General features: G+C 40.4%; 10 protein-coding genes and 1 riboswitch. Of the genes, 7 read left to right on the forward strand and 3 right to left on the reverse strand.

The genetic code is table 11. The features are described from left to right. Nucleotides 1-130 precede the first annotated feature (130 nt). Nucleotides 131-296: riboswitch (cobalamin riboswitch) on the forward strand. Nucleotides 297-332: 36 nt separating this feature from the next. Next, nucleotides 333-2,180, forward strand: coding sequence for a TonB-dependent receptor domain-containing protein (locus AN392_RS01415; protein WP_055011616.1), 1,848 nt, complete (start codon nucleotides 333-335; stop codon nucleotides 2,178-2,180). A 75-nt stretch (nucleotides 2,181-2,255) separates the two neighbouring features. On the opposite strand, the gene msrA is transcribed toward AN392_RS01415, so the two are convergent. From msrA to AN392_RS01430, 3 genes are all read right to left on the reverse strand, one after another. Continuing rightward, entirely contained in the window at nucleotides 2,256-2,792 is a 537-nt protein-coding gene (gene msrA, locus AN392_RS01420) for a peptide-methionine (S)-S-oxide reductase MsrA (RefSeq protein WP_055011617.1), read from the reverse strand. A gap of 76 nt (nucleotides 2,793-2,868) precedes the next feature. Continuing rightward, nucleotides 2,869-5,967 (reverse strand): efflux RND transporter permease subunit, encoded by a 3,099-nt coding sequence (locus tag AN392_RS01425; protein ID WP_055011618.1) that lies wholly within the window; start codon nucleotides 5,965-5,967, stop codon nucleotides 2,869-2,871. A gap of 3 nt (nucleotides 5,968-5,970) precedes the next feature. Continuing rightward, a complete protein-coding gene (locus AN392_RS01430; protein ID WP_055011619.1) occupies nucleotides 5,971-7,023 on the reverse strand; it encodes an efflux RND transporter periplasmic adaptor subunit in 1,053 nt (350 codons plus the stop codon). Between the two features lie 247 nt (nucleotides 7,024-7,270). Between AN392_RS01430 and AN392_RS01435 the strand changes: the two genes are divergently transcribed. The 6 genes from AN392_RS01435 (at nucleotide 7,271) to AN392_RS01460 (ending at nucleotide 12,673) form a co-directional block, all read left to right on the forward strand. Beyond that, a complete protein-coding gene (locus AN392_RS01435; RefSeq protein ID WP_055011620.1) occupies nucleotides 7,271-7,975 on the forward strand; it encodes a DUF2982 domain-containing protein in 705 nt (234 codons plus the stop codon). 35 nt (nucleotides 7,976-8,010) lie between these two features. Further along, nucleotides 8,011-8,343 (forward strand): hypothetical protein, encoded by a 333-nt coding sequence (locus tag AN392_RS01440; protein ID WP_010391054.1) that lies wholly within the window; start codon nucleotides 8,011-8,013, stop codon nucleotides 8,341-8,343. Between the two features lie 67 nt (nucleotides 8,344-8,410). Beyond that, a complete protein-coding gene (locus AN392_RS01445; RefSeq protein WP_055011621.1) occupies nucleotides 8,411-10,057 on the forward strand; it encodes a DUF1566 domain-containing protein in 1,647 nt (548 codons plus the stop codon). Between the two features lie 10 nt (nucleotides 10,058-10,067). After that, on the forward strand, nucleotides 10,068-10,583 hold the full coding sequence (locus tag AN392_RS01450; protein WP_010391057.1) for a DUF1566 domain-containing protein: 516 nt from the start codon (nucleotides 10,068-10,070) through the stop codon (nucleotides 10,581-10,583). Between the two features lie 153 nt (nucleotides 10,584-10,736). Further along, nucleotides 10,737-11,654, forward strand: coding sequence for an ExeA family protein (locus AN392_RS01455; protein WP_010391059.1), 918 nt, complete (start codon nucleotides 10,737-10,739; stop codon nucleotides 11,652-11,654). 11 nt (nucleotides 11,655-11,665) lie between these two features. Continuing rightward, nucleotides 11,666-12,673 carry a general secretion pathway protein GspB gene (locus AN392_RS01460; protein WP_055011622.1) on the forward strand — a complete coding sequence of 336 codons (1,008 nt, stop codon included), beginning with the start codon at nucleotides 11,666-11,668 and terminating at the stop codon, nucleotides 12,671-12,673. Nucleotides 12,674-12,676 lie beyond the last annotated feature (3 nt).

A 12,676-nucleotide genomic window follows, 5' to 3' on the forward strand; every position in this document is an offset into this window, starting at 1 on the left:
CGAACCCCGAACCCCGAACCCCGAACCCCGAACCCCGAACCCCGAACCCCAAAAATCAAATTGTAGATGTTTAGACGTCCGTTGACATTTTTAAGTAAACAGATAACAATAGCAGCCTATTTTCAAGGTGCTTGCTAAACACTTCAAAGGTGTGATTTTTTTAGTAGGATAATCGGGAAGTTGGTGCGTTTTCATTGATGAAGTCAATCCCAACACTGCCCCCGCAACGGTAAAGTTATGCTGTATTTTATTATGGTAACTGAGTCCGGAGACCGGCCTTGATGTAATCTTACTTACTAACATCTTTGCGGTGGGCAGAGATAGGGAACATCATGATAAATAAAACTGCATTGGGTGTGGCTATTTCGGCTGCGCTGTCTTTTTCTGCATCTGCAGAACAAACCATTGAAAGAATAACCGTTACTGCAAATAAATTTGAACAACCTATAAATGATGTATTAGCAAGTGTGGCAGTTATCGACCGCGCTGATATTGAAAAAGCGAATTACCGAGACTTACCTGCAATATTAAATACCATAGCTGGTATTGATATTGTCCGTAACGGCGGATTAGGTCAAAAAGCAGATATATTTGTTCGCGGTGCTAGCGCTAAATATGCCTTAGTATTGGTTGATGGCGTAAGAGTGAGCGATGCAAGCTCAGGTAGTGTATCGCTAACTAATATTCCAGTTAATAGTATCGAGCGTGTTGAAGTTATTAAAGGTGCCAGAGCAGCTATTTATGGCTCTGATGCGGTAGCCGGAGTAATTAATATCATTACCCGTAAAGCCTCAAATAATACGCTTTCGGCTACTTTGGGCAGTCATAGTTACAGTAATTATCAGCTTGCTGGTGGGCTTGCAAAAGAGGCGCTTAGCTTTAATTATAATCTAGGCTATGAAGAGACAGATGGTTTTGATGTTACTGGCAAAGATCCTGTGGCTGAATATACCAAAGATCACGATGATGATGGCTACAAAAATAAAAACATTGGCTTTAATTTAGCGTATGAACTGGCTGAACTAGGTGAGTTGAGCTTACAGTCTCAGTACAGTGAAGGTGAAGCGCAGTATGATAACGCATGGGGTAACGATGCCTACGATTTTGAAAACTATACCGCTAAGCTAGGCTGGAAAAAAGCCTCAGAAGTATATACCCAAAGTACTTCATTGAGTGTATCGCAAGAAGAAAATACTCAAACTGGCACCGATGTTCAGCAAGTGTATAGCACAGAGCGTGTTGAGTTTGAATACCGAGGGCTTTATAGCCTAACGAAAGAGCTTGATTTATCAGGTGGTTTTAATTACTTGTCTGAGGATTTATCAAACTCTTCAGCAACGTCATCAGAAGAAAAACGCGATAATAACGCATTGTTTATAGGCGCGTTTTATAGTCATGATAAATGGTTAGCAAATGCGGTTATCAGAACCGATGATTATGACTTCCACGGCCGTGCAAATACTTACAGTACTGGGCTTGGATATAAAGCGAATCAGTATGTAACGGTACGTTTAAATCATGGCACCGCATTTAGGGCGCCGTCTTTAATTAATGCGTTTGTAACTAACAGCCCATACTACCTACCAAATAATAATATTAAGCCTGAGGAAGCCTTAAACAATGAGTTTGGTGTTACCCTAGAAACTCAATGGGGGCGTTATGATATTGCTATTTTCGATAACCGTATCAATAATTTAATTAGTAATAATTATGATGCAGACTCAGGTAAATATATTGCAACTAACATAGATAAAGTATCTATGCAGGGGATAGAATTATCGGCTGAGTTTTCAGCGTTAGGCTTTGAACACTCTGTTAATGTTAGTTTTTTAGATGCTACAGATGAAAAGACGAATACAGATTTACCACGCAGGCCTTCAGAATCGTTTAATTATCAACTCGCCAAATCATGGGGCGATTTTGATGCCAGTTTGGATATGCAATATCGCTCATCGCGTCCATCAATTGCGTATTATGACTTGGAGCTCGCTGGCTATACGGTATTTAATTTAGCCGCTAATTACCAGTTGCTCGATAATTTGTCGTTAGCTGCTCGAATAGAAAATATCACCGATAAGGAGTATTTTACTGCAGCAACAGGGTTTGCAGCCAGTGGAGAGCTACTAGGTTATAACAGCGCAGGAAGAACTTTCTTTGTGGGGGCAAATTATCAGTTTTAATTATCACTTTTAGTTGCCGAAAAACAAATAGCCCAGCAAATTGCTGGGCTATTTGGTTAGAATTTTAAAGTATTTTTACTCAGTTAAAAACTCGCTAAATTCGGTTTCAAACTTGTGCAATTTTGGCGCAATTAAAATACTACAGTAGCCTTGTTCTGGGTTTTCATTGTAATAGTCTTGATGAAAACTTTCAGCAGGGTAAAAAGTGGTTGCTGGGCTCACCTCTGTCACTATAGGTTCGCTAACATGAGTTTGCAGCTCTGCAATAACGGCCTGTGTTTGCAATTGTTGTTGCTGATCATGGTAGTACACAACGCTGCGGTATTGAGTACCTATATCGTTACCTTGGCGATTTAACTGGGTGGCATCATGCAAAGTAAAAAACATTGCGAGTAAGGTTTCAAAGCTTATTACACTTGAATCAAATTCAACCTTAACCACTTCGGCATGTCCGCTGTTGCCTGTGCAAATGGCTTTGTAGGTTGGGTTATCAGTGTGCCCGCCTGTGTAACCAGAACATACACTGAGCACCCCTCTAACACGCCTAAATGCTGCGTCAATACACCAAAAACAGCCGCCGCCTAGTGTTGCTACCTGTGTGGTCGAACTCATAAGTACTTCCTCAATTGTATGGTTATATGCACCAGAAAATAGCGCCGTAACTGCTAATTACGACGCTCAGAGCGACTTAGATCTCTTTAAGTGGTTTTTCAGCTGCTTGTTTATCTAGCTTTTGCTGTAAAAACTCTGGTGATTGCGTATTACGTGCTAAGGCATAATAAGCAGCAGGTACAACAAACAGAGTCAGTATGGTGGCAACTGTTACACCGGTAAATACTACCACACCAATAACCATTCTACTTTCCGAGCCAGGCCCTGAGGCGAGTACCAAAGGTACTGCACTCATAACTGTGGTTAGGGAGGTCATTATAATAGGACGTAAACGCTGGGTAGCGGCTTGTAAAATAGCTTCACTAAATTCCAACCCTTTATCACGTAACTGATTGGTAAATTCAACAATCAGAATACCGTTTTTAGCGCTTAGCCCGATGAGCATCACAATACCAATTTGGCTGTATATATTGAGTGTTAAGCCCATACTCCACAGGCCAAACATAGCACCCATTAGCCCAAGTGGAACGGTGAGCATAATAACAAGCGGATGCATAAAGCTTTCAAACTGAGCAGCGAGCACTAAAAAGGTCACGGTCAATGCCAGCACAAACACGTAGGTCATGGCTGAGGCACCTTCATAAAACAATTGTGACTCACCTTTGTAATCAATGGCGCCATCAATGTCGTTTTCTTCTGCGGCAATATTGTTTAAAAAGTTTAGTGCTTGTTCTAGCGTATAGCCATCAGCTAAGTTGGCACTTAGAGTAATTGCACGCATACGGTTATAGCGGTTTAAACGCGAGGCGGTGGCTTCTTCTTTCAAGCTTATAAGGCTGTCGAGTGGCACCAATTCATTGCTGCGAGATTTAAGGTAAATATTTGAAATATCAGTAGGGTTTGCAAAGTCTTCTTTAGTTCCCTTTAAAATTACATCGTACTCTTCACCGCGGTCAATAAAAGTGGTTACACGGCGTTGGCCAAGCATGGTTTCAAGTGTACGTCCCACATCCGAGACTGATACGCCTAAATCAGCGGCTTTATTTTTATCAATACTGACTAAAAATTGTGGGAAGGTTTCTTTATAATCATGATCAATGCGCACTAACCCAGGGTTTTTCTCTGCACGTTTAATAATTCTATCGCGCCAATCAGCTAGCTGAGCATAATCATTACCTTGTAAAACAAACTCTATCGGTCGCGATGAACCACCACCGCCAATACCACGGCGCATAATTGCAAAAGCACGTACATCGGTGACCTCTTGCATTTTACCGCTTATTTCATCCATGACTTCCCAGGTTGAACGTTTGCGTTTATCCCAATCCGCCATACCAACAATGGCTACACCACCACTGCCACCCCAGCCTGGAACTCGCACTAAAACTCGGCTTAGTTCGCCAGATTCAGAGTAAGGCATTAAGCGCTCTTCTATCTTTGCCATATTAGCGGCATTATTCTCATAGCTAGCGCCTTCAGGGCCATTCATAAGTACAAAAAAGGTACCACGGTCTTCTTTAGGGGTAAGTTCAGACGGTATTTGTAAAAATAGTGAATAACTAACAAACCCAGCCAAAACTAAGCTCAGCATTAAGCCCCATTTACGAGTCATGTTTGACGCTAAAGCGTTACGGTATCCATTTTCTAATTTAGTAAAAAAGCGATCCATTACTTGGCTAAACTTACTTTCTTTTTCAGAAGCTTTTAACACCTTTGAACACAATGCCGGAGAGAGTGTTAATGCAGTAATACTGGAGAAGAACACGGCGGCACTCACCGCCATTGCAAATTCTGTAAATAGTGCGCCTATTCGTCCTTCCATAAACACCAATGGTACAAACACAGAGATCAGCACTAGGGTGGTGGCTATAATTGCAAAGCCTACCTCACGAGCGCCGCGATAAGCTGCCAATAAAGGCGGCTCCCCAAGTTCTATGCGGCGGTGAATATTCTCTAGCATTACAATGGCATCATCTACCACTAAGCCTATTGCTAATACTAGTGCCAGTAGAGTTAATAAGTTAATTGAATAACCCATTGCTAATAAAAACATAAAACTACCGACTAAGGCGACCGGTACGGTGACCGCAGGAATAAGTGTGGCGCGAATATTACCTAAAAATATAAAGATAATAAGCACTACTAACCCCATAGAAATTGCTAAAGTTTTATAAACCTCGTTAATTGACTCTTTGATAAATACTGAAGAGTCGTAACTGTCTTCTATAGTAGTGCCTTCAGGTAAATTACGTTTTATTTTTTCCAGTTCACTGCGGGCGTTATCAACTACTGTAAGGGTATTTGCTTTGGCTTGTTTAACAATACCCATACCAATCATATTACGGCCATTTCCGCGAAATAAGCTTTCATCATCGGCGGCTTCTAATTTTACGTCAGCCACTTCGCCTAGACGTACTAAATAACCATCTTCACCTCGCTTAATGACAAGGTTTTGAAAATCACGTTGGTTTTTATAGCTGCGTGCAGTGCGCACAGTAAAATCACGGTCTACCGATTCAATTTCACCCGCCGGAAGCTCTACATTTTCACTGCGAAGTGTTTGCTCTATATCACTAGAGGTAATGCCACGAGCTGCCATCGCTTGGCGGTTAAGCCATACTTTCATAGCATACTTTCGCTCTCCCCCAATACGCACATTTGATACACCATCAACAACGGCCAAACGGTCGACAATAAAACGCTGTGCATAATCAGAAAGCTGTAATGAATCCATGGTTTCACTGTTAAGTACAAACCACGCGATAGGGCTTTCGTCACTATTTGATTTTGATACTTCAGGAGGGCGTACTTGCTCTGGTAGGCTGTCTAATGCCCGTGCAACACGTTCACGTACATCGTTAGAGGCATCGTCTATGTCGCGGTTAATATTAAACTCAATGGTAATGTTTGAGCGGCCATTACGACTCGATGAGTTAATACTTTTAATACCCTCAATCCCCGAAATACGGTTTTCGATAACTTGGGTTATTTTTGTTTCAATAATTTCAGCAGATGCACCGGTATATTCAGTACTAATATTTACAATCGGTGTTTCAATATCTGGATACTCACGCAAAGGCAGCATACTAAAAGCAACTAAGCCAAAAGTGAGTAACAGTAAGTTAATAACAATCGCAAAAACGGGGCGTTTGACGCTAGTATCGGTAATTTTCACGTGTTACCCCTTAACGCTTACTTTGCTACCAGAGCGAATTTTGATTATTCCCTCGGTAACAATCTGCTCGCCGTTCTTTAACCCCTTGTCTATTGCAACCCAGCCATTGTTTCTACTTGCAACATGTACCTCTATGCGATTAGCTATGCCATCTTCAATTTGAAAAACATAGTGTTTATCTTGCAGAGGAATAATTGCTTTTTCAGGCACCATGAGCGCTTGATTGCTGCTTAGCTCTAGTGCAGTTTTAAGTAGCATACCAGGGCGAAGTAAACCCGATTTATTAGCAAAACTGGCTGTTACTTCTACACTGCGAGTGATTGAATCAATACGTGAGCTTATATGGGTTACTTTACCGCTGAAGGTTTGATCAGGGTAAGCATCGTTTTGAGTACGAACCGTCATTCCATTTTTCAGTTGAGCTAAATACTTTTCAGGCACTTTAAAATCAACTTTTATGATACTGATATCATCTAAGGTTGTAATTATCGTACTGTTACTAATATAAGCGCCTACCGATATTTCGCGTTTACCCAGTAACCCAGAAAAAGGCGCGGTAATAGCCATTTCATTGAGTTTAGTTTTGGCACTTTCAAGTTGAGCTTCGCTGGCATCAACACGGGCTAGCTGTTCTTCAAGTAACGACTTGGCAGTCGCTTGTGAGCGAGAAAGTTCGGTAAGCCTAGCTAATTGGCGTTTTTCTTCTTGTAAATTAATGCTAAGTTCTTTTACTGCAAATTGTTCTTGTTGGTTTTGCAGTTGCACTAATTTTTGCCCTTTGCTGACCAAGTCGCCGTCTTCAAAGTAAATGCTGGTGACATAATCGTTTTGTGCGCTTTTAATGTAAATAGCCTGATTAGCACGGGCACTGCCAATGGCTTCAATCATAATGGCATTTTCTTGCGACTCGACAGTGTGCGCAGAGACTTGTGTTGTCATTGCCGAGTAATCAGCTTGCTCGCCCTGTGATGCGGGCAAATATATATAAACGCTAAAAATTATTAGTACCGAAATAATAAATGGAAATAGGGCTTTGCCGGATTGTTTTGAGTGCATTGTTTTCATACCTGAAAATAGATTATAAGTATTGTACGAAATCAGGACAAAAAAAGGCGGTTATGTATCTCATTAATTTGTGCGTTAGGCGTAAAAATAACTGATACTTAGTCATTGCGCATATTTAACAGTAATAATAGGAGTTAATTGATGAACTTCAAAACATCATGCAAACGCTGTTTAACACTGAGAAAGTTAGTATTGTGGGCTATTATTATGTTTATATTTTATATGGCGTTTTTTCAGTATGGCTAATATAAAAAAACACACACTTAAATACCGAGCGCAAGGCGCTAAAAATGGGATTGAAATACTGGTCGTAGGTAGCATTGGTTTAATCTTCATCATGCTATTTAATTTATTGCGTCCAGGTGAAATCAGTATTATTGAAATTTTTTTAGTAAGTTTATGTATTGCAGCAATTTTAATTGGATTTTTTAAAACACAAGAACCTTTTTATAGTATTATTTTAACTGAGCAGCAATTAACATATCAGCATAAGTACGGGCAATGGGATTTACACCAAGAAAATCTCCACCATTGCGGTATTCCTAAAGTTGATAACGGTATCGATCATCTTGAGCTTAACGCGATAGGTATTAAGTTAAATGATATAGATACATTTTTAGCTGCTTTAGCACCAAGAATTGCGGGTAAATTACTAATAGAACAGCGGCACTTATTTATGCAAGTTGTTCAAAAAAATTGCAAAAATGGGCATTGCCCATCAGAATGGTTAGTTGAAGATAATAAATTTAGGTCAAAAAAAGGAATTGACTATAATGGGCTTATAGCGATGTTTGCTAATAGGGCTAAGCATCTTCAGCTTTTAACAGGGTATGACTTACTGTTACCTGCCAGTGTAATAGAAAGTGATATTTGGGAATTTTGCGCAAATTTAAATAAATGGAAGCGTAATCCCTCTCAGTTTATCAAGTCGCAGTGTGAATAATAATATAAGCACTCACTGCGGGATTAGGAATAACTATGAGCCAAGACAGATCTTTTATTAAAAGTGGTCGAAACACCATAATTCATAAAGATAGAAAACTAGATTTAGTGATTGTTAATGGTGAGGAACATCCTCGAATTAAAGTAACAGCGAATGGTCTAGAACCATTTAAAGAAGAGCTGCCAAAAAACCGCCGTGATGCAAAAGAGCGCTACTTAGATATGGTTTATATCGCAAGTCCAGATGTATTTAGCGAGGAAAAACAGTTGTTGTTTATTCAATCCTTAGATGGCCGCGAATATAAAGTAGATTACAGTAAAGTTGGCACTAAATTATTTGTTCGTATTCATCAAGATAGCTATTTATAACTTATAATGGCACTTTTTTTGCTTTACAGTCTTATTAGATAATTTTAAGACACATAAGGTGCTTAGTATGAAAGCAATTTCGTTAATACCACTTATGGCATGCTTGCTTTTGGCTGCATGTGGAGGAGGAGGCGGTGCTGATAACAGTGATATTAAAACGTCAGTATTTGCAGGTAACGATCTCCAAGTTGTAGAAAAATCAGAGTTTACTATTTCTGCAAAAGGCTCTCCTGCAGATGGTACTTTTACTTGGCAGCGTGTAAGCGGTCCTCTTATAGATGTGTTTCCGCTTGAAGGGGCTGAACAAACCATCACTGCACCGGATGTAAAATCTGATAGTGAATTGGTCTTAAGAGTAAGCTATCAAACGCCAGATGGTAGTTTAGTGAATGACGACTTGAGTGTTTTCATTGCCTCTAATAATCAGCTTCCTCTTGCTGTTGTTACTCAAGTTGCTCCTGCAAACTTACCCTCAGTTTATAAAGATACTGTAACCCTAAGTGGTTTAACCTCCGCAGACCCCGATGAAAATGGCGAAATTAGTAGTTACTTGTGGCAATTATTATCTGGGCCTGATTTAACAATTGATAGCTATACCAATCCAACGCTTAGTTTTCCTCATCCATTATTAGAAAATAACACCAACTTAAAATGGCAACTCACCGTAACTGATGATGAGGGCGGAGTATCTGCATCACAATTTGATATGACCCTTAATAAAACAGCCCAAGTGATTATTGCCGATGCGGGTGCAGACCAAACAGTAGAAGAGTTTGATAAGGTTATTTTAGATGCGACGGCAAGCGAAGCGGCAACTCAGACTTACCAATGTAAGTGGCAACAACTTACCGGAAATACCGAAGCTCTTCTTGAACCACAGTCATGTACTGCCAGCTTTTTTGCCTCTGATATTGATTTAAATGCAACCCTTAGCTTTGAAGTACAAGTTATGGACTTAAAAGGGCGCACCGACACAGATACCGTATTTATTGATGTAACACCTAAAGCGCTTGGGTTAATAAACGATACCGGAGTAGGTGAGTGTTATAATAATACTCAACGTATTAATTGTAATAATGATGAGTTTCCAGCTCAAGATGCTGATCTTGGGCGTGATAGTTTTGCCAATCGTTTAGGTAAAGTGGGTAAAGGGAATTTGGCTTTTGATTACACAAAACTTAATGAGTTTGCCGATGAGCTTCTTGATGATGCGTCGAACTTTAGCTGTATTCGCGATAATACTACCGGCCTTGTTTGGGAAGTGAAAAGTCCTTATTCCGGTGTGTTACCAAATACCTCACTGCGTGATGGACAAAACCGCTATATTTGGCAAGGATCTGTCAATAGTGGCGATGTAACGGGTAGTGCTAATACTACGTGCCCGAGCGGTACTGATTGTGGATTGCAAACCTATATTGATGAGGTTAACACGCTTGATTTTTGTGGCGGCAGTAATTGGCGTTTACCTACTTATACTGAGCTGTTAGGTTTAATCGACTACGGTAAACAAGGGCAAAATGTATTGATAGATACTGCATTTTTTCCTAATACACCATCGACTAATAGTGTCGGGCATTTACGCTACTGGACCTCACAGACCGCAGTTGATGGTGCCAGTTTATCTCAGGCTTACACTATCGATATGATGGATGGCAATGATTTAGCCTATCCAAAAGATAATACCGCTTACGTGCGCTTAGTTAGAAATCGTTAAGGTGATTATTATGAAATTAATTAAAGTCTCTATGTTATTAGCCTTGGGATTGAGCCAGTCACTTGCAGCGCAGCAGTGTTATGAAGAGGTAGCGACTAGCGATGATACCGACCGATTTGTGATTAATATTGATGGCACTGTGTCAGATACTAAAACAGGGCTAATGTGGCAGCGCTGTAATTATGGTCAAGTTTATAATAGCGAAACAACTAGCTGCGATGGTGATACTCAACCATTAAATTGGCAAGCTTCACTTAAAGGCGCAGTTAATGACAGCACAGCAGATTATAACGACTGGCAAGTACCAAGTATTAAAGAGTTAGCCAGTATAGTAGATCACCGTTGTACCGATCCAAGTATTAATGCGGGTATTTTTTTAGCAACGCAGTCGCAAAATTATTGGTCTAACACCTCGGGTATTAGCAACATAAATTCGGCATGGGTTTATCAATTTTCCAGTGGTTTAAATAGCTTACATGCTAAAACAAGTAACGTATATTTACGCCTAGTACGTTATGAAAAGTAGTTAATTAATGTATTAGCGAATCTAAAAATGCGCTTTTATTTACGGTTAGCCTTTTTATTTACACTATTTTAATAATAAAGCCTGGTTGTAGTTGTCACCCAGGCTATTTTTTTGCCATTATAGGCCGTGAATTAACGACCAAGGACTATAAAGGTGTATTTAAGCTATTTTGGTTTACAAGAAAAGCCATTCTCAATTTCGCCTAATCCCCACTACTTATTTTTAAGTGAACGCCACAAAGAAGCATTAGCACACCTTACCTATGGGTTAGGTGAAGACGGCGGCTTTGTGCTGTTAACAGGTGAAGTGGGTACGGGTAAAACCACAATAACACGTAGTATGTTAGAGCGACTGCCTGAAAATACCCAAGTAGCCATGATCCATAATCCTGCGTTATCAGAGCTTGAACTGTTAGCCAGTATTTGCGATGAATTACAAATAACGTACGACGCCAAAAATGCAACGCTGAAAAGTCTAACGGATGTCATCAAAAAGCATCTTGAGTTTAATAATAAAGCGGGGGGGCATACTATTTTGATTATTGATGAAGCACAGTTACTTGCCCCTGATGTGCTAGAACAACTTCGCTTATTAACCAATATTGAAACGGATCATAAAAAGTTATTACAAATAGTATTAGTAGGGCAGCCTGAGTTACAGGTACTTCTAAAGCGAAATGAGTTAAGGCAACTGGCACAGCGTATTACTGCTAGATATCACTTGTTAGCACTAACACCAGGGCAAACCATTGCTTATATTCAACATCGGCTGCATATTGCAGGTTGTGACAAGAAAATATTTTCAATGGAAGCAATGCAAATGGTGCATCAGCTCACAGGCGGTGTGCCACGATTAATGAATCTGGTATGTGAACGCGCATTAGTAGGGGCATTTTCGAAACAACAAGAAATTGTTGGCAGTGATATTGTTAAGCAAGCGGCGAGTGAATCTTTACCTATCGACTTTATTGTTACAAATAAGAAGGTGAGTAAAGCAGGTTCGATTTGGCCTTATAGCGCTGCTGCGTTAATGCTTTTTGGTGCAGGAATTGGCCTGTCTTTTATTTTTTAGTTAGGTGATTCATGTCTTATTTATTAGATGCGTTAAAGCAATCAAAGCACGATACCATGAGCGCTGAGCAATATGACTTGCAAGCGCAACAATTAAAACAACAACGCCAGTTGATGACCTATCGTCGAATTAGTTTTTTACTCGCAGGAAGTTTATTGGCAACGAGTATATTGGGCAGTGGCTTCTTTGTCGGCAAGTGGGCGCAACAAGAAAACGTAACCGTTAAAAATGAGCCTGTTCAAAATGACCTTAGTCAAAAAGAGTCAGGGGTTGTAGAAAAACCAACAAGCGCAGAAGAGGTACAAAGAACGGTTGCTCAAACAGTAACAGCCCCTCAAGTGCCCATTGTAACAGCTGCGCCTAACAATTCTGTGCCGCTGGCAGGGCAGTTGGTTTATGTACAAACCCCAACGGGTGTGCAGCAAATGTTGCTGACGCCGCAAGGACAATATTTACCTATGAGCGTTAATCAAGCGTCTCAAGGGCAAACGCAAAATTTCTCGACGCAGAATAACGCTTCATCTAGTTTTCAATCACCGAGCAGCCAACCGCAAAGTGTACCAACTCAACCGGCGAAAAGAACAATCACTGCAGATGAGTTGAGTAAATACAAGGTGTTAGGTAAACCACTTAACCAAAATGTGCCTGCGCAGCCAGAGTTAAATGATGAACTCGATACGGTTCCCGACACGCTGAAAAATGCGTTTGCGCAAGCCGTTAATAGCACAGAAACAACAGCTGACTATGAAGTAACTCAAGGCTCTCGCCTTTCATCACGAGTACAGCCTATTGAGCTACTTCCTGATGGCTTACAAAGTATGTTACCAAGCATTAAATATCAGGCGCACATTTATTCTTCAGCGGCGGATAAACGCTGGATAAAGCTCAATGGCAGAGAGCTATATGAAGGGGAGTCTATTGGTGCGTTGAAGGTGTTAGAAATAGCGCCAGATCAGAGCGTACTTGATTTCGATGGTTATGAATTTAGCTTAAAAGCCCTGCAAGATTGGCCACAATAGTGG

Source organism: Pseudoalteromonas sp. P1-16-1b (genome assembly GCF_001401785.1).
Taxonomy (GTDB): Bacteria; Pseudomonadota; Gammaproteobacteria; order Enterobacterales; family Alteromonadaceae; genus Pseudoalteromonas; species Pseudoalteromonas undina.